The sequence below is a fragment of the Nocardia brevicatena NBRC 12119 genome (genome assembly GCF_000308495.1).
In the GTDB taxonomy this organism is placed as follows: domain Bacteria; phylum Actinomycetota; class Actinomycetes; order Mycobacteriales; family Mycobacteriaceae; genus Nocardia; species Nocardia brevicatena.
This window is the reverse complement of the sequence record NZ_BAFU01000068.1, coordinates 168,814-192,436: the sequence shown is the minus strand read 5'-3', so window position 1 is coordinate 192,436 and position 23,623 is coordinate 168,814. Positions and strand designations below refer to the sequence as shown.

The 23,623-nt window shown below is 69.2% G+C and carries 19 protein-coding genes; 12 read left to right on the top strand and 7 right to left on the bottom strand.

The genetic code is table 11. The features are described from left to right. Positions 1-33: 33 nt before the first annotated feature. Positions 34-864: an MmyB family transcriptional regulator gene (locus tag ON20_RS19005; protein ID WP_083865047.1), complete on the bottom strand. Its 831-nt coding sequence runs from the start codon at positions 862-864 to the stop codon at positions 34-36. 672 nt (positions 865-1,536) lie between these two features. Between ON20_RS19005 and ON20_RS19000 the strand changes: the two genes are divergently transcribed. From ON20_RS19000 to ON20_RS18945, 12 genes are all read left to right on the top strand, one after another. Then, positions 1,537-2,415, top strand: a complete 879-nt coding sequence (locus ON20_RS19000; protein ID WP_218002561.1) for a hypothetical protein — start codon at positions 1,537-1,539, stop codon at positions 2,413-2,415. Between the two features lie 107 nt (positions 2,416-2,522). After that, positions 2,523-3,650, top strand: coding sequence for a cutinase family protein (locus ON20_RS18995; protein WP_245547319.1), 1,128 nt, complete (start codon positions 2,523-2,525; stop codon positions 3,648-3,650). Next, complete coding sequence (locus ON20_RS18990) at positions 3,647-4,777, top strand: lipase family protein (RefSeq protein WP_051162803.1); 1,131 nt, start codon at positions 3,647-3,649, stop codon at positions 4,775-4,777. Before ON20_RS18995 ends, ON20_RS18990 begins: the two co-directional genes overlap by 4 nt. A gap of 103 nt (positions 4,778-4,880) precedes the next feature. After that, positions 4,881-5,606 carry a DUF8176 domain-containing protein gene (locus tag ON20_RS33255; protein ID WP_051162801.1) on the top strand — a complete coding sequence of 242 codons (726 nt, stop codon included), beginning with the start codon at positions 4,881-4,883 and terminating at the stop codon, positions 5,604-5,606. Between the two features lie 4 nt (positions 5,607-5,610). After that, positions 5,611-7,386, top strand: coding sequence for an AfsR/SARP family transcriptional regulator (locus ON20_RS18980; RefSeq protein WP_040837223.1), 1,776 nt, complete (start codon positions 5,611-5,613; stop codon positions 7,384-7,386). A gap of 762 nt (positions 7,387-8,148) precedes the next feature. Beyond that, positions 8,149-9,321: an AAA family ATPase gene (locus tag ON20_RS18975; protein ID WP_040837220.1), complete on the top strand. Its 1,173-nt coding sequence runs from the start codon at positions 8,149-8,151 to the stop codon at positions 9,319-9,321. Positions 9,322-9,362: 41 nt separating this feature from the next. Continuing rightward, positions 9,363-11,087 (top strand): VWA domain-containing protein, encoded by a 1,725-nt coding sequence (locus tag ON20_RS18970; RefSeq protein ID WP_040837218.1) that lies wholly within the window; start codon positions 9,363-9,365, stop codon positions 11,085-11,087. A gap of 706 nt (positions 11,088-11,793) precedes the next feature. After that, positions 11,794-11,928, top strand: a complete 135-nt coding sequence (locus tag ON20_RS40625) for a hypothetical protein (protein WP_157228902.1) — start codon at positions 11,794-11,796, stop codon at positions 11,926-11,928. A 350-nt stretch (positions 11,929-12,278) separates the two neighbouring features. Continuing rightward, positions 12,279-13,232: a hypothetical protein gene (locus ON20_RS18960; protein ID WP_169332356.1), complete on the top strand. Its 954-nt coding sequence runs from the start codon at positions 12,279-12,281 to the stop codon at positions 13,230-13,232. A 409-nt stretch (positions 13,233-13,641) separates the two neighbouring features. Further along, the gene (locus ON20_RS18955) at positions 13,642-14,469 is read left to right on the top strand and encodes a hypothetical protein (protein WP_157228899.1); all 828 of its coding nucleotides are present in this window, start codon (positions 13,642-13,644) and stop codon (positions 14,467-14,469) included. A 27-nt stretch (positions 14,470-14,496) separates the two neighbouring features. Next, the gene (locus ON20_RS18950; RefSeq protein ID WP_040837215.1) at positions 14,497-14,883 is read left to right on the top strand and encodes a hypothetical protein; all 387 of its coding nucleotides are present in this window, start codon (positions 14,497-14,499) and stop codon (positions 14,881-14,883) included. A gap of 88 nt (positions 14,884-14,971) precedes the next feature. Then, entirely contained in the window at positions 14,972-15,421 is a 450-nt protein-coding gene (locus tag ON20_RS18945; protein WP_040837213.1) for a hypothetical protein, read from the top strand. An 88-nt stretch (positions 15,422-15,509) separates the two neighbouring features. Here ON20_RS18945 and ON20_RS18940 read toward each other — a convergent pair whose 3' ends face one another. From ON20_RS18940 to ON20_RS33250, 6 genes are all read right to left on the bottom strand, one after another. After that, the gene (locus tag ON20_RS18940; RefSeq protein ID WP_040837212.1) at positions 15,510-16,913 is read right to left on the bottom strand and encodes a cutinase family protein; all 1,404 of its coding nucleotides are present in this window, start codon (positions 16,911-16,913) and stop codon (positions 15,510-15,512) included. Between the two features lie 89 nt (positions 16,914-17,002). Further along, positions 17,003-18,013: a C40 family peptidase gene (locus ON20_RS18935; protein ID WP_040837211.1), complete on the bottom strand. Its 1,011-nt coding sequence runs from the start codon at positions 18,011-18,013 to the stop codon at positions 17,003-17,005. A gap of 7 nt (positions 18,014-18,020) precedes the next feature. Beyond that, positions 18,021-19,019: a replication-relaxation family protein gene (locus ON20_RS18930; protein ID WP_040837209.1), complete on the bottom strand. Its 999-nt coding sequence runs from the start codon at positions 19,017-19,019 to the stop codon at positions 18,021-18,023. Positions 19,020-19,036: 17 nt separating this feature from the next. Beyond that, positions 19,037-21,505, bottom strand: a complete 2,469-nt coding sequence (locus tag ON20_RS35765; protein ID WP_051162797.1) for a type IV secretory system conjugative DNA transfer family protein — start codon at positions 21,503-21,505, stop codon at positions 19,037-19,039. Further along, the gene (locus ON20_RS18920) at positions 21,502-22,518 is read right to left on the bottom strand and encodes a TRM11 family SAM-dependent methyltransferase (RefSeq protein ID WP_040837207.1); all 1,017 of its coding nucleotides are present in this window, start codon (positions 22,516-22,518) and stop codon (positions 21,502-21,504) included. The genes ON20_RS35765 and ON20_RS18920 overlap by 4 nt, the downstream gene beginning before the upstream one ends. Positions 22,519-22,567: 49 nt before the next feature. Next, positions 22,568-23,218, bottom strand: a complete 651-nt coding sequence (locus ON20_RS33250; RefSeq protein ID WP_157228898.1) for a hypothetical protein — start codon at positions 23,216-23,218, stop codon at positions 22,568-22,570. Positions 23,219-23,623: the final 405 nt, after the last annotated feature.

Sequence of the window (23,623 nt, the reverse complement as noted above, 5' to 3'; positions counted from 1 at the left end):
TGTGCGGGCGGGTGAGGTTGCGGCGCGGATCTGTCAGAGCGGCGGGCGGTCGTGGTAGGCGAGGAAGAAGTGGAGATCGGGGGAGCCTTGCGCGCCGAGGTGGATTCGCGCAGTGCGCGGCTCGCCGGTGACGGGGTCGTGCACGAGTACGGGTTGCTCGGTCCGGGCGCCGTAGGCGACCGAGAGGCTGGTGTCCCAGATCTGGGTGAAGCAGTCCGAGCCACGAAGCTGCCGGTAGAGGGTGAATGCGCCGGGGGTTGCGCGGTGGCGGCCGAACGCGCCGCGCAGCGAGGCGACCAGGTGAGCCGCGGCGCAGTCCCACTGAACGAGCAAGGTTTCAGCGGTGGCAGCCGAAGAACCGGGATGGAAAAACCACAACGCGAGGTTGTCGCGGTAGTGCTCGACATCGGGCAGCTCTGCCCGGAAACGGTTGTTGGCCAGGACGACATTCCACAGGGGATCGAGGTAGGCACTTGCGAGGTTGCGGCGGTCGAGGTAGGCCAGTTTCGCGTGGTGCTCGGGAGATCCTGCGCGGGCCCGTAATTCGGCCACTGGTGACAGCGGGATCGGTGGCTGGGCGAGGTCGCGGGTGTGGCGCTGTTGGGCGTGATCGAGGTCGTAGATGCCGACCAGGTGGTCCAGCACCGCCGGCGAGCACGCGACGTTGCCGTACTCGATCTTCTTGAGCAGCTCGGTACTGACGTGGAGGAGGTCGGCGGCGCGCGCCCGGGTGAGCTGGCGCTCCTCGCGGACCCGGCGCACCCAGCGGCCGAAGTCGGGCAACTCCGATTCGGCGCGGCCAGGGCGTGCGGCACGACCTGGGCGCCGTCGCCGACCACAGGCCGGGTTGGTTGTCTGGTTCACGTCAAGCCCCTCCTACTACAGTCTTCCGTAGACCCTTCACCGTGAGCTATGTTGAAGGGTTAACTCCCCCGAGTTGATCTCGTTCTTACCAGAAAGTAAAGACTCGGCCAACAGCATTCGCTGTGAAGTGGCTAATAAATAGCTGAAGCTCTCGGTGTCGCCTGAGTGCAGCATTTTCCGTGTCGTCCGTCAATCGGGACAGGCGTCCGCAGAATTCTTCGACTGACACTCCCATTACCCCTTTGCCCTATCGACGCAGGCCACAGTGTGCGTCGACAGGGGTAACGGCTTTGACAGCAGAATAATTACCTTTCGAAAGGCTGGCGCAGCAGGGCTTTCCGGGGCTGTGATGGTGAGGTATCGCACCTCCTCCGAAAGGGAAACCTGTGGATCTCTACTCGATTCTGACGCTGCTCAACGCCGGTGTGTCGCTGGCCTCGAATGCGCTGACACTCGCCACGCAGGCGTTCGGTCTGGCCTTGCCGTTCCTGTGATAGTCCGGCTCCTTTCCCTCTGATTGAGGGAAATGAGGATCCGGGTCTCCCGGCTGCGATCCGTAGCCGGGAGCTGCGGGAATCGACCGCACTCATGCGCAATTCTCGATCATTGCTGATTTTCTTTCTCCTTCGATCGGAAGGGTTATTTGTCGTGCCCGAAAAAGGGAATATCTCCTTGGTTGCAGCCAGGCTTCCAGAGTTGGGCTGCCAGACCGGGGGCCGCCGCCCTCGCCTGCACCATGGGGGGCGGGTGCTGTGGGGTGGCCGCCTGGTCGCTGCCGGTGCGGTGCCGGTGCTGATGCTGCTGACCGCTCAGCACGCGAATGCGGTGACGCTGGATCCGATCGCCGACCAGCCCGGGGTCACCGCGCCGGCCCAGCCTGGGACCGAGGCTCCCGCGCCGCCTCCGGCCCCGCCCGCGCCTGCGGTGTATCCGGAACAGCCGCCCGAGGTCCGCAACGGTACAGCGCTTCGTCCGGAACCTTCGCCCGCTCCTGCGCCGCCGGTGTCTGTGATGGAGTTGCATGCGCCGGTGCCGGTCGAACCGGTCGCTCCGATCGAGCCGCCGCCGGACATGATCCGGATCGGCCAGGCCGAGTTCGTGGAGCCGGAGTGGTTGCCGCCGGAAGTCGGCGACACGATCAACACGGTCAGCGCCGATCTCGAGGCTCAAGCCGCGACATTCCTGGATTCGGTCGGTATCCCGGCCGGGCGTTCGGATCGGGTCGCGGGGGCCACGGTCGCCGGTGCCGGGGTCGGTGGCGCGATCGGCGGCGCGTTGACCGGTGTCCCGGCCGCGGCTGCTGGTGCGGTCGTGGGTGGCCTGATCGGCGGCACCATCGGCGGGATCGCCGGAGCCGCTCTGGGCACCGTGGTCGCGGTGCCGGTCATCGGCACAGTGACCTCCGGCGTGGCCGGTACCGCACTGGGCGCAGCGGCAGGAGCAGTCGTGGGCGCAGTGGTGGCCGGGGTACCTGCCGCAGCGGCCGGTGCACTCGTCGGCGGCACCGTGGGCGCGGGCTTCGGTGCGGGCGTGGGAGTGGGGCAGCCGTGACCCGGCGACCCCTCTTCGCCGCGGCCGTCGTGGCGGCGGTGGCTGGTGGCCTGTCCTCGCCGGGGTCGAGTGCGGCGCAACCTCCCGTAGCCGGCCAGGGGTGCCCGGTGTTGTGGGTTCTCGGGGTGCAGGGCACCGGCGAGTCCTCGCCGGATGCCTCCGAGACCGCCGACACCGGGATGCTCGGCCACCTGCTCGGCCCAGTAGTGGCCGCCGCACCGGACCTGGTGGCACGCACCTACATCCCGTATCCCGCCGCGTTCGGAGGAGCAGTAGGCACCGGCGGCGGCACCGACCCCTACACCCACTCGGTGAGCACCGGTATAACGGCGCTCGCCGATACCGCCGGGCAGATCGCCACAGCTTGCCCCGGCACCGCCCTGGCCGCCGTCGGATACTCCCAAGGCGCCCAGGTGGTCTCGCAATTCGCGCGGACTGTCGGGGCCGGGCAGGGACCGGTGGCGGCCGATCGAGTCGCGGGAGTCGCCCTGTACTCCGACCCCGAACGCGCCCCGGGCTCGCCGGTGATCCCCGGCCGCCCCGGTCAACTGGCACCGGACCCGGCCCCCGGTACCACCGGTGCGGCGGTGTCGCAGGTGGCGTTCACTCCAGCGCCCGCCCCCGGTGGAGGGATCGCGACCACCTCCGGCGTCGACTACGGCGCGCTGACCGGCCGCGTCGCCGACATCTGCGTCACCGGTGACCTGAGCTGCTCGGCCCCTGATCGCGCCGCACTGGTGCAGGTCGCCGCGCAGATCGCGGCTCAGGCCGACCTGCGCGACCCCGTCGCCGCGCTCGGCTCGATCGGGTCGCTGCTGTCCGGAGTCCTCGGTGACACCTGGACCACCGTCGTGAACAACGACTTCCAGGTCGGTGCCCGCTCCGTGGACTACGTGCCTGCCGCGCCTTTGGCCCAGCGCCTCACCGACGCGGCCGACTCCCGCACGCCGCCTCCCGGACCCGACGAGGCCACTGATGCGGCGGCTCGGTGGGCGCAGGTCACCACGGTGGTGGCCGCGGATCCGTTCGTCCAGTTGCCTCGCCTGGCCGCGCAGTTGTCGGCGGCGTTCGGGCAGCTGGTCACCGATAACGCCGATCTTCTCGACCCCAGGGTGTGGCTTGGCTACACCGATATCCCCGCCCGCCACACCGGCTACGCCGCCGCCGGGCTGCTCGCGACCGGTGCGGCGTGGATGACCGCCCTCGCCCACGACCTCGCAGGGAGACACCCGTGAACATCATCGACTTCTATCAGACGCCGAACCTGCGCGAGGGGCTGCGGCCCGGCGATCTCATGCGCACCCGCCCGGTATTCACCCCGCAACTCGACGACGCCGCCGACGCCTGGCAGATCGTCTACGTTTCCAGCAATTCCCGCTCCCAACTCATCGCCGCCTCCGCGATCGTGCTGATCCCTGACACCGCACCGAAGCCCGGCGAGACCGCGATCCTGATGTACTGTCCGCCCTTCCACGGCCTGGGCGGGGCGTGTGCGCCCTCGCAACTCCTGGCGACCGGTTCCGAACCCGACACCGCCCCCATCGAGGCCGCCTTGGAGCGGGGGTGGGCGGTGGCCATCGCCGATGGTCACGGGCTCGGCGTCGGACCTGGCCCTCACACGTTCCTCGCCGCCCGTACCGGGGCCCGGCTCGTGCTCGATCTCGCGCGCGCCGTCTACCGGGGCGCGAACCTCGAACTGCCCGTCGCGCCGGTGGTGGTCTGGGGATACGCCGACGGCGGGCGCGTCGCTGCCGCGGCGGGGGAACTGGCGCCGTGGTACGCCCCCGAAGTGGACCTGCGCGGGGTCGCCGCCGGCGCGGTCGCCTCCGACCTCGCCGCCGTCGCCCCGGCGATCAGCCGCGGCGCGACCGCCGGGCTCGGGCTGGCCGCGCTGATCGGGCTGTCCCGCGCGTACGATCAGCTTCCCCTGCGCCATGTGCTCACTGCGGACGGTGGGATCGCCGCCGCCGAAGCACAGCACCTCACCGGTGTCCAGCTGCTGCAACAGTTCTCCCATCCGCTGGCGCACTGGTGCCGACGCCCCGATCCCTGGAACGACCCGTGGTGGCGGCGTGTGCTCGCGCTGGAAACCCTCGCCCACGTCAATTCCGCGGTGCCGCTGCACCTGTATCACGGGGAACTCGACACCCTCGTACCCGTGCACGCCGGCCGGCGCACACTCATCGCCTACCGCCAACGCGGCACCACGGTCAGCTGGCGCGAGTACGACGCCGACCACCGCGCCACCGCACAGCAGGCCATCCACCATGTACTCGCCCGGCTCACCGACCACATCACGGCCCGGCCGGCAACCGCACCCCTGCAGATTCAGACCGAGGACGAGCACACGAGCCGCCCCTGACCCCCGGGGAACCCTGCCCGCACCCTCGGCCCTTCCCATTCGGGGTGCGGGCAGGCCCCGGGGCATCCACTGTGCCGAGATCAACCTTCACGAGGCGAGATGAATGGCGAGGTACCCCTTCTACCCCTCCGACGACGACGGCGCATGGGTCGACCTGCCGCAGCTGCGACCGTACGGGCATCTCGTTCCCGGCCACGACGCCGACGAGCCCGGCCCGCCGCCTTCGCCCGAGGACGACTGGATCGTCCCGTTACGCGACCCTCCCGGCGCCGCCGACAGCGGCCGGATCTCCGCATGGTGGTTCGGTATCCGGGACCGGTTGCCGGGCCGGGCGTGGGCCGTGCTGGCGGCCACGATCGCGGTCTTGGCCGGGGCCCTGATGGTGTCGGTCGATAACACCGGCGACGGCGGGGAACCGGTGCAGGCCACGGCCGTGCCGCCGAGCCCGACTACCACGGCGCTAGGCCCATGTGAGGGGTTGTCGGGCGCGGTGGTCACCGACCGCGCTGGTGATCCCGCCACATTGGCCGGGGCGATCGCTTCGTTCGAGGCCGCCTACTACATCGACCGCGACGCCACCAAGGCTATGCCGCTGCTCGCGCCCGAGACCGGGATCACTGCTGAAGCCCTCGCCGCGGGCATCGTCTCGATCCCACCGGGCACGCGGCATTGTGTGGCGATCACGCCGATCACCCCGTCCACCGCGAATGTCCATATCGCCGAGCTGCGTCCGGACGGTCAACGCATCGACTACCTCCAACTGATCAATACCCGCCCCGCCGACACCGGTGCCGCGGTGCTGATCGCCAACATTCAGAAGCGGGGATAAAGGGATGAGGACAGGCTCGCAGACGCCGCTGTTGATCGCTGTCGCCGGACTGAGTCCCCGCGCCGGAACCACCACAACCACCGTCGCGCTCGCCCGTACCTGGCCCGGCCCGGAAGCCGCCTTGGTCGTGGAAGCCGACCCCGCAGGCGGACAGCTCGCCGACATGGTGGGAGCGGACCCGCATCTGGGATCGTCGAGCCTGGCCCGCAGAACGATCCCCGGCGAGCCCATCTCCCCGGATCTGCTGGCACAGCATGTGCAGTTCCTACCCGGAGGCGAGGCGCTGCTGGCCGCGCCACCGGGCCACGACGCCGAGAGTGCCGCCCTGGTAGTCGAACTGCTCACCGGCCCGCACGCCATCTGGCGAGGGACCGGTGTGACCGTGTTCGCCGATTGCGGTGTCGGTGAACCGGACTCGCTCCCGCATCCGGTGTTCGCTGCGGCCGATGCCTGCCTGCTTGTGGTGCGCGCCGACCACATCGACCCGGAGACCGCCGAGCAGCGCATCCTGGCGCTCACCCGCCGTCGACGCCCTCGGGGAATTGTGCTCATCGGTGCCGACCGCGACTACGCCACGGCGATCGGGCTGCCGGTCCTGGGTACCCTGCCCGCCACTCGGGCCGGTGCCCGTGCGCTGCTGCTCGGCCGACGTGCACGGCGGCACCTGACCTCGCCGGCCCGCCCCATCACCACCGCCGTTGACCTCCAGCTCCGCGGCGAGGGCCACCGAGAACGCCCCGCCCAGCCGCTCACCCGCCACGTTGGCCGCCCTGAGCGCCCGCGCCGCCGCACCGACAGCGAGCCGAGGATCTACCGGATCGACCAGCCGTCACCGGCGCGCCCACCCACACCGGAGCCGGTGGCCGCGGAACACCTGGTAGCGAGCGCGAGGCCACCAGCCCTGGAAAGCGAGGTCGAGGACGCCGGCCGGCCGGGCGAGGACGACCTCGCCGCGGCACCGGAGACCAGCCCGGACAACGCTGCGCCGGAGCCTGATTCGCCTGCCCTGTCGGTGTTCGTCTTCGGGGCCACCAGGATCTTGTGGCGTGCACCCGGGTCCGGTGAGCAGGTCGATATCACGAGCCAATTGCAGCCGCGTAGCCGTGAACTCGTGGCCCTGCTGGCACTGCACCCGGAGGGGCTGAGCCGATCACGGGTGATCGAGCTGATCTGGGGCGGGCAATCACCGGAGCGCTCGGCTGCACTCAGCAATACCCTGTCGCGGCTGCGCGCCTCGATCACGACCGCGACCCGCGGGCATGTCACCAGCGTGCTCATCGACGACCGGCTGCACTGCCGCCTATCGGCGAACGCGGCCAGTGTCGACTACTGGGACTTCCTCGCCGCCGTCGCCGCGCGCCGCCACGCCGGCAGCGACACCGACCGCAGCGCCGCATGTCGGGCCATCACCTCCATCGCCACCACCGACCTGGCCGCCGACCTCACCGGCTCCTGGACCGAACCGCTGCGCGAATCCGCTCGCCGCGACACCCACAACGCGCTGGACTGGCTGGCCACCCACGACGCCGACCACGACCCCCGCACCACCCTCGGCCTGCTCGAGCAGACAGTCGAAACCGACCCCTACAACGAAACCGTCTGGCGCGACATCCTGCGCCAGCACGCACTCCTGGGCGAATACGCTGCCCTCGCCCGCACCTATACACTCCTGACTCGCAGACTCAGCGAGATAGGCGAATCTCCGAGCCGAGAAACACGCCAACTCCTCGAACAACTCCGCCGAGGCGAAGACAGAAATCCACCCAAAACCGGAACCTGACAACCACACCGGAAATAATCGACCCGAACGCGCCGGAAACTTACAGAATATCCGGTAATCTATCCGCTGAAACAGCCACATCCGCAGGACTCTAATGCCCGGAATGGGCGTTCCAATATCGGTTTGCCGAGTATTGTTCTCCGAAATTCGTGGCGGTGGATCGCATCGGAATATCCGGAGGGGTGCTCGCCGGAACATATCGGAAATCTTGCACGACCGATACGTGGGGAAATACGTGGGGAAATGCATGCGGAGAAACGTGGGGTGATCCAACTTCCCCACCCCGGCGCGCATATAGACGCAGGTAGAGGGGTATATATCCGCGCGGATGGCATCCAGGATTGTCTATACACAAAGCTGTATAGACATGCTCGGCCGGGTCGCGTGCCGGCCTCTGTCCGGCTATAGCCCTGCTGGCAATCTCCTCCCACTCCCTTGAATCCCCTTATCTCCATTCCTCTTTTATTCTCCATCCTGCTTTCCGGGGCGAATAGGTTATTTCTTTTGAAGACCCGCCACCGCCGGCCTTGGGTATGTGTGCATTTCTTTCTTGTGTTGCGCGGCCGAATTTGCGCGATTGAGGCGGAATTCCGTAATTATTTCTGCCTTTTCGGGTTGTGAGCACACTGTGCGTCGAGCTAGCGTCGAGCCGTTCCCGGAATTCGCCGGGAAATCCACGGAAATCCTATTGGTGGCCTCGCTACACGTATGCCACGATCCCGCATTGATGCGTGAAATGGGATGGAACTTTCAGGAGATGAAATGGCTAACAACGCGACCCCGGCCCCCGCAACTGGTGCTCGTTTGGGCAATGGGGAATTGCGGCGCATGGTCGCCGGTGCGCTGGTAGATGCTGCGGGTGATGAGCTTTCGCCGCGTGAGATCGCGAAAACCCTCGGACGGTCGTCAGGGGCTGTCGGGAATGCGCTCGAGGCCCTGACCGGTGCCGGGCACGCCGACCGCACCTCGGCCTCACCCCGCCGCTACCGCGCCAACCCGAACACCGCCGCCGCTGCCACCCCGGCCCCCACCGCCACGCCTACCGCACCCGCCCCGGCCACCGGCGGATCCGCCGCCCCGGCCGCACCGCGCCCCCGCAAGGCACCCAAAGCCACAACACCCAAAGCCCCGGCGCGGACCGGGACCACGGTGGCGCGCCCGAACGGGCAGACCTACCACATGCGCAAACTGGCCGGGCGCGCCGACGTGGAGGTGTTGCAGACCATGCGCACCGCCGAGGTCCCGGTCCTGCTGTACGGCCCGCCCGGGACGGGAAAAACCTCGCTGATCGAGGCCGCCTACGGTGACCTGCTGACCGTGCAGGGCGACGGGGACACCACGGTCGCCGATTTCGTGGGCGAGTACACCCAGAACCCCGACGGTACTTTTGTTTTCGTGCATGGGCCGCTGGTCCGGGCGATGCGTGAGGGCCGGGTGCTGTTCATCGACGACGCGACCCTCATCCCGCCGACCGTGCTCTCGGTGGTGTACCCCGCGATGGACGGCCGCCGCGAGATCGTGATCAAAGCCCACGGCGGCGAGGTCATCACAGCCGAGCCCGGGTTCTTCGTCGTAGCCGGACACAACCCCGGCGTGCACGGCGCGATCCTGTCCGACGCCCTCGCCTCGCGGTTCGCGTTCCAGGTGCAGGTCGGCTCCGACTACGACCTCGCCGGACAGCTCGGTGTGGAACGCCGCGCGGTGAAAGTGGCCCGCGAGCTGGCCAACCGGCAGGCCAAAGGCGAGATCGGGTGGGCACCGCAACTGCGCGAGCTGCTGGCGTACCGCAAGATCGCCGCCGCCACCGATACCGCTACCGCCGCCGCGAATTTGGTCGGGGCCGCCCCCGAAGAGGACCGCGACATCGTCGCCGCCGTGGTGAAAACCGTGTACGGCACCCGCCACGCCCCGCTGGCTCTCGGCCCCCGCCTCTGACCACGCGCCACCCACCCCACCCACGAAAGGCACCACCAGCCATGACCGGCCACGTGATCACCGCCCCTGCCCCCACTTCCCCGGGAACCGCCCCCGTACCCGCCCCGGCCTCTGTGCCTGTCACCGGTGGATGGGCCACGCTCTCGGCTGCGATGACCGCCGAGGCCCCGCCGATCGCCGACCGTGCCGACTTGACCGTAACGATCGCCCCCGGCGCGGCGTACGGGAATCCGGCGGTGTTCATCCCGAGCCGCGCGGCCATCGAGATCGACGGCACCCGCCTGTTCATCGACCCCGCCACCGCCCGCCCCGAACGCAACAGCGACCGCAACCGCTACCCGGCAGTGTGGGGCGCGCTGGTACACGAGTGCGCCCACGCCCAACACACGCGGTGGGAGCCGCCGCTGGTGGCGCACCCCGAGGTGGTCGAGGCCGCGATGCTGCTCGAGGAGTCCCGGATCGAGGCCGCCCAGATTCGCCGCCGCCCCGATGACCGGCATTGGTTGCGTGCCAGTGCCACCGAGATCGTGATCGGCGACAACGGCGGCGCGCTCGCCGCCGCCCAGATTCCGCCCACCCCCTACAACGCGGCCCGCAACGCAGCCCTCATCCTGGCCCGCCACGACGGCGGCATCCTCGACACCGCCGAATGCGCGCCCGCCGCCACCGCGATCGAGGCCATCCTCGGCACCGACACCCTCGACGAACTCCGCGCCATCTGGCGCGAGGCCCACACCACGGCCGACACCGACACCGCCACCATGCTCGAACTCGGGCAACGCTGGCTCGATATCGTCGGCCCCGACCCCCACACCGACCCCGACCCGGCCTCGCCGCTTGGGGCCGCGATCGGCGACACCGTGACCAACATCGGCAACGCGGTCGCCGATTCGCCGGTGGAACCCGACCCCGCCGAGATCGCCGCCGCCGCCCGCCACGCCGCCCAACGCGCCGCCGCTGAGGCTGCCTCGCAAGCGGGGAAGGTGTTCGGCGACGGCTCGGGCCGGGGACGGACCGAGAGCAGGCGACGGACCCGCGCCGCCTACTCGCAAGAGCACACCGCCGCCCGGGTGCTGGCCCGCGCACTCAACACCGCCGCCACCCGGGAACGGACCACAGTGCGCACAACTTCGGCAGTGCCGCCGGGCCGGTTGCGGATGCGCGGCGCGCTGGCCCGTGAGGCCCAACGCGCCGCCGGGGCCATCCCGACCGCCGAACCGTTCACCCGCACCACCCGCAAAACCGTTCCGCAGCCACCGTTGCGGGTCGGTATCGCCTGTGACGTGTCCTCCTCGATGGAGGCGTACGCCGCCCCGGTGGCCTCCGCCGCGTGGATCATCGCCCGCGCCGCCGAGCTGGCCACCATGCCCGCCGACACCGCGACCGTGACCTTCGGGGGCTCGGCCAAACCGATCACCTACCCCGGCACCGCCCCCACACGGGTCACCGAATTCAGTTGCCCGGATTACCTCCACGTCATCGACGACGCTGTCGAGGCTCTCGACGGTGCCCTCGGCCTGGCCCGGCCCGGCGCAACCCGACTGTTGGTGATCATCTCCGACGGCCACTACAGCGGCGGCAACCGCCACCGCGCCCAGACCCGAGTCGACGCGCTGCGCGCTGCTGGGTGCGCGGTGTTGTGGCTCGCACCGGCCGACAGCGACCCGGACCCCCTGTCGGGGGTGAATGTGCACATGGTCACCGACCCGGCCGCCACCGCCGCCGCTATCGGCCGCGCCGCCACCACCACCGTCCGCAACACCTAACCCCACCCCGCCCTCGGGGCGCGGTCTGGCACCGCGCCCCCTGGGGGCGGCAAAGCCGGGACCCACCGGCGGGCAACTGCCCGCCGCCTGGAGCGACGCACACCCCTGACCCCCACCACTACCGACCGGCCCCCGGTATCGGACGCCCGCTCGTTCCCGATACCGGGGCCACCCCGACCACCACGCCTGATGGAGGACATGACATGAACCACCCCACCCACAACCCCGCCACCGCCACGGGTCGCTCCGGTCCCGGTGCCGCCGACACGGCACGGACCCGACTGGCGGCGGCGTTCGCGCTGCCGTTGGGGCCGGTGCGTGAACAGCGCATCACCGAGGCCGTCCTCGAACTCGTCACCGCCGAGATCGGTAGCCGTCACCCCGCGATCACTACGGTGTTGTTCGACTGGGAACCCTACGGCGGCCTCGGCGTCGCCGGATTCCGCGACTCCCACGGCAATCCGGTCGCCGATCACGACCTCGATCTCGACATCACCTGCTACGCCACCGATATCCGCGCCATCACCGACACCGCCCTCACTCGTTCGCGACCCCATGAGCCGGGTCTGTTCCGACTCGACCTCACCGCCGCTGTCAACGACGACCGCACGACGGACCAGCCCATTCCGACGCCCCCTCGGGTGGGTGACCGGGTCCGGATCACCGGCCCGCTGCCCGGCGACCCCGCCCCCTCAAGGTCGGCACCATCGGAACCGTCACCCATCTCGGCGCGCCACGCCTGGGACAGATACACGTCGACTGGGACAACGGGCGCTCGCTGATCCTGCTCGACAGCGACCCGTTCGAAATACTCCCGGCCGAGTCCACCGACAAGCTGTAGCGACCACCCGACCATGTGGAGGCCGTCCATCAGGGCGGCCTCCACATGGTCGGCTGTCCCGGGGTTCAATCGTCGTCGCCCTGCCGTGGCCGTCGGTGCTCATGCAGGCTAGAGTGTTGCCTCAGCGAAATTGGCTCTTCTGCTGGGTGCGGGAGGATATGCTGCGTGTGGAGTGTCAGGCCGCGCACGCGCTCCTCTTTACTCGCCTGAGTTGCCTCGCCCACGCCGGTTCGGTGACGCTGATGGCCAAGGTCCTTCCCGGGGCCCGCGTTCACACCTTTCCCCTGTTCGCATGCTGTTTCGTCGCAGGCAGGGTGGCGTGGGCACCTCTGCCGGGAACGGACGAGAACATGTCGAAGAACAGCAGTGCGCGCCGGCGCCGCCGGGCTCGCAGGATCGAGGCCGAGGACGGCGTGAAATACCGGCACGCTCTCCGGCGCGGAGAAGAACTCGCCGCACAGGAGCGTGAGCAGGCCGAGAGGAACGCACGATTGCGGCCCGTGAAGTTCGAGATCGACGGGGTCGAAAAGTACTGGCGGCGCGAGGATGCCGAACAGCTCGGCCAGGACGGTTTGGCGGATCCGACCTGCGCCGATGTCGTTGCCGCGGCGGATGTTCTGTTGCCGAAGGTTCGTGCGCTTCGGTCCGTCAAGCTGACGCCGACGACTGTGGTCGTGCCCTCCTGGCAGCAGCACCGGGTGACTCAGAACGAGGCGAACGAGGAATTCCGTACCACGATCGGGGAGGTACTCGGCAAGCTGGAGCGTGTGCGTGAGGACGCCGGCCTCGACTGTATGGAGTGGACGACTGTTCACGCGGCCTACTACGGAGTGCGCGTCACACTCAATGGGCTGGAACGGACCACCGGCGGGCTACTGCACGATCGGCTCGAATCGGCCATGGCCGCGGCCGACATACTGTCCATGACCGCCGAGGCCGTCCACAGTAGAGGCTGCCTACTCGGCGCGGATCGTTCCCGCCGCCTGGCCTGGGGATACTCGCCATGCGAGGGCGGTGAGATCCGTGTGCGTGTACGGATCTTCGACGACGACACCATCGTCACCGTCCCGGGGTGCCCCCGCCACGCCGCCGAAGAGATCGTCAACTGCGACTACGACGTCGAAGACGGCCTGACCCGTGTCGAAGTGATGGGCGGCACGACCACCGACCTCGACACGATCTACGACCTCGCCGAACAGGTACGCCGCGAACGCGACCAACTCCAGCGCGAACACCAACAGAACACATCCGGGGGCTGGAGCGTGCCCGAGCCGCCGTGGCACAACCGCCAGGATCACTGGTAGTCACCCTGGGGCGGGTGCTTCGCTGACGTGTTGCCGATGCAAGTCATAGGCGGGGTCGACAATCGCGGCGTCGCCATGTCGGCGGGGAGGCGCGCTGCCGAGTTGGTGCGAGCCAACTGTTCTCCGGTGTGCGTGGTGGTCGGGTGCAGGACGATCGAGTCCACTGACCCTCGCTGCCGGCGAGTCCGATTCCTCTCGTGTCGAGGGCATTACTGGATCTGACGAGAGGAATTCGGGGCGCGGAATTTTCTTTCACGGTCCGCTTGACAGCAGCCGGGGTATCGAGCGTCCATAGGAGCGGCACCCACGCCGAAACCCGGGGGGATTTCGGCCCCGATCCGGTGTGGTTGCCGTCCCGGCCGGGACATGACCCGTATTCACCCGAACCACATTGTTGGAGGGATCTGTCATGTCCACACGTAAGAAGAAGAACGCCACGGCGCCTGCATCGGCCACGCCCGATCCAGCCCGTGACACCGCCGCTGCCGCCCCGGACAGTGGATCGGGGGCCCCGGGTGTGCCCGTGTTGCGCAACGACACCGACGCGGCGCTGTGGGCCGCCCTGGGCACCCACCCCGGATCCACCACGGCCGCACTGGCCGATGTGGCCAGGGTCGGGGTGTCAACAGCCCGGCGCGCGCTGCTGAGTTGGGAAACCGCCGGGGCCGCCCGTTCCCACAGTGACCCCGAATCGCCCCGTGCGGCCAAAACATGGACCACAGTCGAACCGGCTGCCGCGCCCGAACCAGCGGGCCCAGAACCGGTCGCGCCCGAACCGGCGGCTCCAAAACCGGTTGTGCCCGGACCAGCCGCGCCCGCCGAGATGGACACGACAAACGCCGATTCCGACGCGTCCGCTGATCCTGGGCAGGCAGTCGCGGCCGTAGCAGGCCCCACGGGCGATGGTGACGGCGACCCTGCCCCGGATATCCCGGTGAGGGGTGATGACGCGGCAGCGGTGCAGCCGGAGGTGGGTCCCCGGTTGCGTTCGGGTGCGTTGCGGGGACAGGTCGAGGACTTTCTGCGTGATCACCCGGACGCGGAGTTCAGCCCGCATCAGATCGGTAAGGCCCTCGACCGTTCCAGTGGCGCGGTCCACAACGCGCTGGTGACCCTCACCAAGGGCGGCACCGCCCAGCAGACCAGCACGGCTCCCAAACGGTTCGCTCTCGCTTCCGCAGAGACAACCGACCGCTCCCGGAATCCCGGGCACCAACCGCAGGCACCGGCGAACTGACGGCCCGAATTTTTGGAGCATCTTCTGATGGATATCACTGTTCTCGTCGCGCGTCTGGATGAGTCCTACACCGTTTTCGGTACCGGCGAATTCATTCACCGGGTCAGGGAGGTCGCTTTCCGGGTGACATCGGCCGACGAGTGCGGCCACCGTGACGGCACGATCTGTACCGAGTGCGCGCCGTCATGGCAAATGGACTACGAATTCGACGAACCGTTCCCGTTCGAGCGTGCGCGGCGGGTCACCGTCGCGGATCTGATCGCGGCGGGACGGGTGCGGGTGGGCGATCGCATCGCGAACTCTGAATTCGACGTTGCGGCGGTGATCACCGCCTGCGGTGGGTTGATGCTGCCCGACGGCCGCGTCTTCACCAACCCATCGGCCGCTGCCCACGCCGCCGGAGCTTCCTCCTGACATGCGGTGCCGGGTTCCCCGAGGGCCCTATCCCCGGGGAACCCAGCATCGCACTCCAATTTATCTCGTCTGAAAGGTTTCCCCGATCATGTACAACATCTCTGTTCCGGCCGATGTCGCAGCGGCCCTGCACCGCGTGTTCGCCAGCTCCCCGCACGCCGCCGACAGTCTCGAGCTGTGGCTGGCGGTCACCGCTGAGGCCGCCCGCCACCTCACCGCGCCGCCCGAATCGGATAGTTCGGCGCAGTGGTTGCCGGTGTTCCTCGCCTACCGCCGCATGCGCACCGACGCCGAATACCACACCGGGACCGCCGCCGTGCGGATCACCACGGGGCCGCTGGCCGGAATCACCTACACCGATCCCGACAGCGCCGCCCGCGCGGTCGCGACCGTGGCCCCACTCCCGGCCCCCGACAGCGCCGGGGACGAGGACGGGGAGGGGGTCGAGATGCTGAACCTCGTGCCGACGTGGCGGTTGCCGATCACCGCTGACCCGGCCGCGCAGACACAGCCTGCGGTGTCGCCGTTGATCTCCTAGCCCACCTACATTCCGAGACGGCCGGTGGGGCCGAGCATCTGCTCGGCCCCACCGGCCGCTCTGGTCGTCGGGATGCGGATGCGCGGTTCTACTTCGTGGCGTCGATCGTCTGTGTAAGCCAGTTCGCCAGCAGCGCGGCGGCGGCGGTGTCGTGGCCGGTGGATACTGCCGTGTCGCTGTCCTGGTGGGCAGGGTCGCCCGTGCCCGTGCCCGTGCCCGTGGTGGCGGTGTAGGTCTGGGCGAGCGAGGGAAACCGTGTGCCGGTGAACGCTGAGGCGGTAGCGGCAAGTAGGTCGGCGGCGACCGGCGCCAGTCCCGACAGCGCCAGCACGGCGCCGACAGGGTCCCCGGCGATCAGTATCTCGGCCGCGTTCCAGGCGATCTCCTGGGCACGGCCGACGTTGGTGGCGATGCGGGTGATATCGAGACCCGCGAGGACCCCGACGACCTCGGAGGCGATGGCGGCAATACCGGTGGTGTCCAGCGGCGCGGCCAGCGCCAGAGCGCGGGCCACCAGCCGCAGGTCGATATCGGCGGCCATCGCGACCAGAGGGTGGAACTGGTTGTTCAGGTCCCCGGCGACCCGGTGCAGCCCAGGAACATCACCTCTACCAAGCAGGGCGGGTAGTTCGGCGAGGTCGGCGACGATGGCGGGCACGTTCGCGGCGAAGGTGGCCAGCCCGTTCACCACGGTGACCACCTGCGCGAGAACTCGAGAGACGGTCAGCTCTCCCGTCGAGGGCCAAGCTGTGACCGGTGCTGTCGGCGTGGGGGCCTGTCCCGGGCTCGTGCGCAGGGCCGGGGTGGCGGTAAGGGCGCGCACCACCGCGTCGAACGCGGGCGATTCCTGAGAAGAGGTCGAGCAGTACAGGTCTGAGTCCGGGCACAGGGTGCGGACCCGGTCGGTGAGCTCACCGAAGTCCAGCGGCCGGGGGCCCGCGACACCCGGGCCGGCGACGGGAGTGCCCAACTGAGGGGTGCTCGGGCCGCGGTGAGGGTCGGAGACGAGTCCGACCGCCACCACCTGTGAGGCCGAGAGCGGGCCGTAGTTGTTCCCGATCTCCGCGGCGAGGTCACCGACGGTTGCGGCGCCTTCGGCATTGCCGGCCAGGACTACGTGCGTTTGCGAGCACAGCGCCGCCAGTGTCGTGGTCAGTTGTTGGCGGGTGGATTCGGTCGAGGAGTGTGTGGTGTCGGCGGTGAGGGCCCGGACGTCGATGTCGGTACCGTATCGGGTGGTCAGTGATTCGGCGACCGGGGTGAGAACCCCCACCGGCTGAGCCGGATCGGTTGCCGGTGTCGTCTCGAACGTGCCCGGTACCAGCAGCGCGGTCCACCGCGGGCAGTCGGCGGTGCCGGGGCCGGTTGCCGGGTCGGCGGTGGCGACACCGGCCCCGAAGGCCGTGACTGTGGCGATGGCGGCGCCCAGCACTGTGTGGGCGACCCGGCGGCGAATGCTGACGGTGCGGTGGTGGGTATGGGGGCTGAGCATGGGAGATCTCCTTGTCGGGTGAACGGCCCGGGTGCCGTGCTTTCGGCCGAGGCGAGTGGGCGCGCGGTAGCGCGTTATGGTGGGCTGGGTCAGGGTTCGTGGTGGGAGTCGGCGTGGGTGGGCGCGCTGTCGGTCGGGCGGGTGGCGGTGTAGAAGTCGTCCTGGGACCAGCGGTAGGGCGAGATCTGGACGGGCTGATCGAAGGTGGGTGCGTGCACCATCTGTCCGCCTCCGAGGTAGATGCCGACGTGGTGGACGTCGGAAGCGGTGCCGTAGAAGAGGAGGTCACCGGGCAGGAGTTGGTCCTCGGCGACGGGTTCGCCGGTGTGGACTTGGTCGTAGGTGGTACGGGGGAGAGAGATTCCAGCGGAGCGGTAGGCGGCTTGGGTGAGTCCGGAGCAGTCCCAGCCGCCGTTGACGTCGGGCCCGTTGCCGCCCCACACATACGGTTGGCCGAGTTGAGCGCAAGCGAAGGAGATCACCTGCGCGGCAGCATGGCTCGTGGCTACTTGAGGATGGCAGTCGCCGCTGTGGGTGTCGGGGGCTCGGTAGCGGGCGGCTTGGTCGAGGACTTGGTCGACGTACCAGTCGGCGTGGTTGTAGGCGAATATCGCCGCGTGCAGGTCGGCGGGTGCGCCGGAGTCGCACAGGTAGAACGCGGCAGCATGGATCGCGTCGGAGGGGTGGTAGCGCGAAGGCGGACTCGCGCCGCCAGCGGGAAGCCGATGCCGGGTGGTGACCGACTCGAACGTTGCGGCCAGGAACTGCATCGGCCCGCCGGCACCGGACGCGTTCTCGCCCGAGGTCACTCCGGGAAGAGGTGAACGGCCGTGGTCGGTTTCGATCTTGCCGATCGCGGCGAGCACCGACCAGTCCAGTCCGGGGCAGTCCCCTGCGGCGGCCTGGTAGAGCACCAGCATCTCGGCGGGGATGTCCTGGCGGGCTTCGGGGCTCGGGGGCGCGCCGGTGCCGGGCGCGGTCGGTGGGGCGGGTGTGGTGAGTGCGTGGTCGAACACGACGACGGCGCTGACCACGGCCGCGATCACGACCGTGAGGAACACAAACGCCCCGAATCCCGCTCCGATAGCCTTGACCAGCATCGCTATCTCACCGGTGCTCGGCGGTCGGCGGGTTCGGCGGCGGTGGCGCGAGAACGATGGTTCCGCTCAGTGGTGCCCAGGTCGATTCGGGGTCGAGGCTGTCTTCGAAGGGGGTCCGGTGCGTCCAGAGGGTGGCGAGTTCGTGCAGGGGTTTGCGTCCGGAGTCGGTGTGCAGCGGCAGCCACACTCGTTCGGCCGGACTCGTTCCGGAGATCGAGTCGAGGAATTCGGCGGCGGCGGTGGCGACCGGTACTGCCTCGGGGTCGGGTAGCCGTTCCCAGGTTCGTCGCAGGACGGTGCGGGCGTTGATTTCGCGGGTGGTGGTCGGCACCCAGAACAGGACCGGGGTGATGGCCCCGGTGGTGCGGGCGAGTTCGGCGAATCCATGGAGTTTGGCTGCGACCCGGGGCAGGGCGGTGGTGCCGAGGTCGTATTCGAGGAAAAAGTCGAACACGGTGTCGTGGTGGGTGTAGCGGCCGTAGGCGTCGGGGCGTGCGAGGTCGCCCCAGAGCCGTTGGCAGCGGGTCTGGGACCACCACCTCACCACCTGTCCGCCGCCGGGGCGGGTGGTGAGGGCGGTGAACCATTCGTTGACGCCGAGGGTGTGGGTCAGTTGCAGGCTGTGGGCGACCGAGAGGGTGGTTTGGTGGTTGTAGCCGAGCTCGCGCACGGTCACGGCAGCTTCGGCGGCGAGGATCGCTGCGCCGGCCGGTGCGAGGGTCCAGTGGTAAGGAGCGGTGCCCCGAGTTCGATAGGGCCGGAACCGGTCCAGGACTCGGTAGGTGTGCAGGATCGGCAGGCGGCGGCGAGCGATCCTGGCGGTGGGGAATGCCAGGTCGGCGAGCTGGTCGGTGGTCAGGACCCGATGCTCGTAGACCATCCGCAGAATCCAGCGGTCACGCCCGGTCAACGCACGCACCAACGAGACCTTCTCCGGGTCGGAGGACGGTGACCAGGCCGGGCGCGGGGCGCGGGTATCGGCTTGCCTGTCGGGACGGGAAATCATCGGTGCGGGCGCCTTTCTCAGGGAACGGCAGGGGGCTGGCCTGTGAGCTGGTCGCGGGCAGCGGCGGCGATCTCGCGGGCGCGGCCCGGGGTCGGTGCGGGCAACCGTTGGGTGGTGAGGGTGAACGGGCGGGCGTTGCGGCCGTCGACCAGCAGTCGGGCGGCGGCGTGGAAGGCATCGAGGTGGGTCAGGTCGTGCTCGGATAGCCAGGGTTCGGTGTGGCGGGCCAGGTCGCGGGCGTCATCGGGGCTGACGGCGAAGATGACCTTGTTGCGGGCATTGGCCGAGATTCCGTCGCGGAGTTCGCGGGAGAGCTGGCCGAGGTTCTGATGTGCCAGCAGCAGCGACAGGCGTAACCCGCGGGCTTCGGCGAGCATGTCCTCGATCGGGGTCGACAGGTTGAGGAAGTTCTGGGCCTCGTCGAGGACGAGTGCGGCGTCGGGCCGGTCGGCGGCGGGCACCCTCGCCCGCGCGGTCACCGCCTGCCATGTCCGCGCCACCAGCAGCGACCCGACCAGACGCGAGGTTTCCTCTCCCAGCGAGCCTTTCGGCAGCCGCGCGAGGCAGATACCGCCGTTGTCGAGGATGTCGGCGAACTCGACGGTTGAGGGCCCGCCCGCGATGGCCGAACGCACGAACGGCCTCAACAGGAACGCGCGCAGTTTGTTGAGCAGCGGCCCGGTGAGCTGTGCGCGGCCGGTATCGCTCAATTGCTCATAGCTATCCCAGAACCCGCGCAACACCGGATCTTTGGTGGTGCGGGTGACACGGGCCCGCAGCGCGGGCTCGGTGAGCAGCCGCGGCAGATCGGCCAGGGTGGCAGTGCCGGGTTGCGCGCACAGGGTGAGCAGGCTCGCCCGCATGATGTCGTCGGTGCGCGGACCCCACCACTGGTGAAAGATCCGGTGAAAGATCGTGACGAGGTTGTCGACGGCGAGATCGGTTCCCGCGCGACCGATCCGGCCGATATCGAGCGGATTCACACACGGCGGCGGAGCAGCCGAGTCGGCGTCGAACAGCGTGACCCGTTCACCCATCCGGGAAGGCAGCCGGGACAGGACGTCGGTGACGAGGTCGCCCTTCGGGTCGATCACGATCACCCCGCGCCCCGCGTCGGCGTCATCAAGGATCGTCCGCGCCAACAACGTGGACTTGCCGACACCGGTAGGACCGAGGATGTGCATGTGGTGGCGGGCGTCGTGGACTTTGACCGCGACCGGGCGCCGAGTCCCGGTATCGGCCATGCCCAACGGTTTCGTGTGCTCCCCGCCGACAGGGATCTCCGGGGCGGGGGACAGGGCACGGGCCCCGGCGCGCTGCAGGCCGGGGAGCCCGTCATCGGTGGGCAGATGCGCGATCGTGGCGAGTTCGGGCACCGACAACACGTCCCCACGCCCGAGACGGCGCTGCCTGATCACCGTGGCGAGACGGAAGGGGCGACGCCGACGCCGGTAGAAGTTGTGGTCGGTGCACGCCCCGAACACCGTCGCAAGAGCATCAGCCCGCCCCCGGGCCACCGCTCGCGCTCGCGCTGTCGGAACGCTGTCATCGGGGTCGGTGGGGATGGAGGCGGCGTAGCGGACCACGGTCTCCCAATGGGCACCTCGTGCTTTGGCCGCGGCGGCGCGGACGGCGGCACTGAACTCCAGCGAGGTCTGCCGGTCGCCGGCCCGCCCACCTCCCACACCAGCGGCGGTGTGGGAGGCGCGACCGGTGGTGGCACCGGGCGTGAGCAGGTTCAGGGCCTCGCGCAGCAACCCCACGAGGACCGCTGTCGGGGCGGCGGTGCTGGCCGTGGCGCGGGTCGCGCGGGCGACACGGCGGCCGGTGACCGGGCGGGCGAGGATCTGCACGCAGGCGACCTGACCGGGGCCGAGGTCGTCGGCGGCGGTGATCAGGTTGCGCACCAGATCCCCGGAGTGATCCGTACTCAACGGCAACCCCTCCCGGCGCCCGAGCCGCAACTCGCCCCCGGCCACGACCCGCCGCACCCCCTTCACCGGGACCGGTAGCGGGGGCCGGGCGGGATCGAGGGTGTCGGTGTGCGCGCCGGGCCACGCGGACGCGATGGCCCGCTCGATCAGGCCGGGCGGGATCGCGCCGGGCACCCACAGCCGGATCACGGCTCCCTTCTCCGGGGTGACGGTGTATTCGAACCCGAGATGCGGCTGCCCGAGCAGCGCCCGTGCCCAGGCCGGGCGCAGCTGCCCGATCAGATGCGCCCAGAAGGCAAGCGCGCCTTTGGCGTCGACCTCAGGCGGGGTGCGCACGGTGATCTGGCGAGCACGGGCACGCAGCCGGCGCCGACGCCACCGGAGCAGAACCGAGACCGTGGCAAGTACACCGAGCACGGTGGGCACTACGACCAGCCCATCCACGGACAGGAGTGCGTGGTCGATCGCGTCGCTCAGGTCGGTCAATGCCTGGCCGGGCGCGAGGAGCTCTCGGCCCAGCCATCCCTGCTCGGGGGTCTGTGCGGTGTTCACGCGGCCACCGATCCCGGCCCGGTGGTATCGGGTGTCGGCAAGGTTGCCGACGTGCCGAAGGGGAATTGTCCGTTCGCGCGGCGTCGTTCGGTGGCGCTGGCCGCCATTTCGGGTTTGCGTAGGATGACGACGTCTTCGTGGGCGATGAGGTGTATCGGCAGCCCGGCAGCGCGTTGCTTGACGACGAAGTCGCGTTGGAAGAAGCTCGACCGCGCGACGAGTTCGCCGTCACTGAGCCGGCCCAGCAGTGCCACGCACCGCTCCACCGGCACGAGCCCGGCCAGCTCGCCGCAGGTGTAGAGGTGGCTGGGTAGCGGTACGAGTTCGGCGTGCTGACGCCACGGGCGCGCGGTGATCACCACATGCCCGCCGGGGGCGAGGTATTCGACGGCCCCGGCGAGGATCTTGGTGAATCCCGAGAGCAGCCGGCCGAGTCCGACGTTGGCGAGGTTGCCCCGGTCGAGGACTTGGCCGTAGCGGTGGTTGGACTTGCGTATCGGCTGGGTGCGGTTGGCGCGGACGTGGCCGTGCAAGCTGTCGCCGTAGGGCGGGGAGGTGATCACCAGACTCGCCTGGCCGCGCAGCTCGGCCGGAATCAGGGCGGGTAGCTTGCGGGCGTCTCCGTGGTAGACGGCCGCGTCGAGATCGATGCCCGCGTCCCGGGCCAGGCCGATGTTGGTGCGGGCCAGGTCCGCCCACCGCGACTCGTACTCCACGCCGATAGCGCGGCGGCCCAGGTGCAGCGACTCGACGAGGGTGGTGCCGATCCCGCACATCGGGTCCAGGACGAGGTCCCCCGGGCGGGTGTAGGTGGCGACCGCGTGCTGGACGATGGCCGGGAACATCTTGGCCGGGTGGGCGGTGCTGTCCGGGTGGTAGCGGCCCCGACGCTGCGCGGTGGGAGCGTTCTGGGCCGTCGCCCACACCGACACCGGCATGGTGGCCGGATCGGTCTGTGCGGGGATTGCGGAGTCGATATCGGCGTTGTTGGTGGCGGAGGGATCGAGGGCCATGGGGGCGTCCTTCAGGTGAGAGTTCGGGCAGGGCAGGGGTTGTGCCGGGTCAGCCATGGGCCGGCTGGAGGAGAACGAAAACGTCGGTGTGCGCAACCCGGTGGCGCGCGACTCTCGAGGCCGAGTCCTCGAGGTCGGCGGCGGTGATAGTGGTGCCGCTGACGGGCGCGGCGATGATGTGCTGGAGGTAGAGCAGATCGGCGGCTTGGGCTGCGGCCACCACCGAACCGGCGGGATCGAGCAGGACCCCGGAGTCGCTGTGGCGGCACCGGGAGAGAACAACCAGCAAACCGCCCATCGCCAGCACCTCGGTCGCGATCGTGGTGACGTGCTCGGCGGCAGCGATCGGGTCGAGGTGCTCGGCCAGCAGGCTCGCGACAACCAGATCCACCGGCTCCCCGCAGCGGTCCCGGCCGGTGGGCGCGTCGAGGGCGTGGCGGTCCAGATCGCTGATCGCGGCGAGAGCGTGGGCGGTGTCGGGTTCGAGGATCCGCAGGGTGCCTCGTGCGGTGGGGGCGGGCCAGCCGACCAGCATCACCCGCGACCCTGGCTCAGAGAACTCGGCGATCGTGCGGGCCAGAATCGGGCCGGGCCAGCGGTCGTCGGGATGCGGTGGTTCGGGACCGATCGCCCACAAGGTCGAGGGGACCCGGACAGTAGCGGTGGTAATGGCGCGGGGGCGGCGGGAGCTGGCGGTCATTGCAGGGCCTCCTGGCGAGAGAGCGGTGTGCACTCTCTTACTTCCGCCGAAACGCCGATTTCGGGACACTGCGATCGAAGAATTTTTCTGAGAATTTCGTGAGCCGAAAATTCGAGGCGCAATGCTGTTCGGAGCGAAGGCTCGGAGAAATTTATTTTGAAAACTTTTCAGAGGGTTGCCTCCGTGTTCGGAGGGTCTATCCGCCTCCTATCTGAAACATATCCAATTCATATCCTGCATCTATCCGGCCGCTCATACCTGCTGGTAGACGCGCATGAACGCGGCGTCGATGTAGAGGTCCCGGCATGGACTCGGTCCGGTAGCCGAGAGGTTGCCATCATGTCCAAGATTTGACTTGGATGTGTTTTAGATGGGGTTTGGGTGTGATTTGGATAGGGTTTGGAT